At 75.7% G+C, this 2,206-nt stretch carries 1 protein-coding gene; it reads right to left on the reverse strand.

Annotated elements, in window-relative coordinates; genetic code table 11:
- Positions 1-2,206 (reverse strand): non-ribosomal peptide synthetase (locus CCN72_RS20720; RefSeq protein WP_143664148.1); only part of this gene is annotated, 2,206 nt, incomplete at both ends.

The following is a 2,206-nucleotide window of genomic DNA, read 5'->3' on the forward strand; positions in this document are numbered from 1 at the left end:
CCGTCGGGGCCGGTGCCGTGGTCGGCGTCGGCGTCGCCGTACGCGGCGTCCTCGAATTCGCTCAGGATCTGCTCCTCCACCACGAGCGCCAGGGCGGCGACGGTGCGGGAGACCAGAACGTCGCGGGGGGTCAGCGTGATGGCGAACGCGTCGTTGGCGCGGGAGGCGATGAGCAGGGCGCGCATGGAGTCGCCGCCGAGCAGGAAGTAGTCGTCCTCGGCGCCGACGGACGTCCCCATGGTCTCCTCCCAGATGTCCGCCAGTGCCTCCTCGGTGGGGGTGCGCGGTGCCACGTACTCGGGCCGGTCCCGTTCCTCGGCCGGTGCCGGTGCGGGCAGGGCCGCCCGGTCGGTCTTGCCGTTCTCGGTGAGCGGGAAGCGGTCGAGCGCGACGAACGCCGATGGGATCATGTGGCCCGGCAGGAACCGGGCGGCCAGGGACCGCAGTTCGGCCGGGGCGGGGGGTTCGGCGCCGGGGGCGGTGAGCAGGTGGGCGACCAGGCGCGGCAGTCCGGGTTCGTCCTCGCGTACGGTCACCACCGCGTCCAGCACGTCCGGGTGGCGTACGAGGGTCGCCTCGACCTCGCCCGCCTCGATGCGGTGGCCGCGCAACGTGAGCTGGTGGTCGGTGCGCCCCAGGTAGTGCAGTTCGCCCCCGCTGTCGCGGCGCACCAGGTCGCCGGTGCGGTACATGCGGGTGCCGGGCGGCCCGAACGGGTCGGCGCGGAACCGGGCGGCGGTCAGTCCCGGGCGGCCGAGGTAGCCGCGGGCCAACGCCGGTCCGGACAGCCAGAGTTCACCCGGGACCCCGGCGGGGACCGGCCGCAGCCGGGCGTCCAGGACGTAGGCGCCGGTGGCGGGCAGCGGGCGGCCGATGGGCGGTGCGCCGCCGTCCGCCGTCAGCGGTGCCGACCAGGTGGCGACGACGGTGGCCTCGGTGGGGCCGTAGGAGTTGACCATGCGGTGGTGCGGCGCCCAGCGGGCCACGAGGTCGGCCCCGCACGCCTCGGCGCCGACGATCAGCGTCTTCAGGTCCGGCAGGGTGCCGGGGGTGCCGGCGGGCAGGGTGGCGAGCGCGGCCGGGGGCAGCAGGGTGTGGGTGATGCCCTCGGCCCGCAGGACGTCGGCCAGTTCGGCGCCGAGCAGCGGTCCGGGCCGGGGGACGACGAGCCGGGCGCCGTGCGGCAGGGACATGCACAGCTCCAGCACGGAGGCGTCGAAGCTGGGCGTGGCGAAGGCCAGCACCCGGTCGCCCTCGGCCACTTGGTAGTGGGCGGCCTCGGCGGCGCAGAACGCGGCGAGCCCGCGGTGGGTGACGACGACGCCCTTCGGGGTGCCGGTGGAGCCTGAGGTGTAGATGACGTAGGCCGGGTCGTCCAGGTCCAGCGGGCGCCTGCGGTCGGCGTCGCCGGGCCGGTGTCCGGGGACCTCGTCCGGCGGTGCGGCGAGCAGGCCTGCGATCTCCTTGGCGTCGAGGGTCAGGGCGGGGGCCGCGTCGCGCAGCATCAGCGCGATCCGCTCCTCGGGGTAGGCGGGGTCCACGGGCAGGAACGCGGCGCCCGCCTTGGCCACCGCCAGCTGGGCCAGGACCATGTCCACGGAGCGGGGCAGCAGCAGCGCGACGATGTCGCCGGGTCCGGCGCCCCGGGCGATGAGCCGGTGTGCCAGCCGGTTGGCCCGCGTCTCCGCCTCGGCGAAGGTGAGCAGGGAATTGGGCGCGGCGAGCGCGGGTGCGTCCGGCCACCGGTCGACGGCGGCCTCCACGAGGGCGGGCAGGGTGCCGGCGGGCACCTCGCCCAAGGCCGGGCGGGACGGTCCCCGCAGCAGCCGCTCGCGCAGTGCGGGCGGCAGCACGTCGAGGTCGTCGAGGCGGGCGGTGCCGTCCGTACCGGCCAAGGTGTGCAGGGTGTGCAGCAGTTGGGCGGCGAGGGAATCGGCGGTGTCCGCGTCGAAGCACCTGGGGTCGTAGCCGAGTTCGACGGCGAGCCGGTCGCCGGGCGAGACCACCACGGTGAGCGGGTAGTTGGTGGCCTCCCGGGCGTCCAGGTCGCGCAGGGCGAGCCCGTGGGCGCCCGCGGTCGCGTCGCCGACCGGGTAGTTCTCGAACACCACCAGACTGTCGAACAGGCCGGTACCGGGCGGCAGTTCGGTGAGGGTGCGCAGCTCCTTGAGGGGCAGATGGTCGTGGCGCCGGTCCTCCGCCCGCG

This window comes from Streptomyces murinus, assembly GCF_002154555.1.
GTDB classification, from domain to species: Bacteria; Actinomycetota; Actinomycetes; order Streptomycetales; family Streptomycetaceae; genus Streptomyces; species Streptomyces murinus.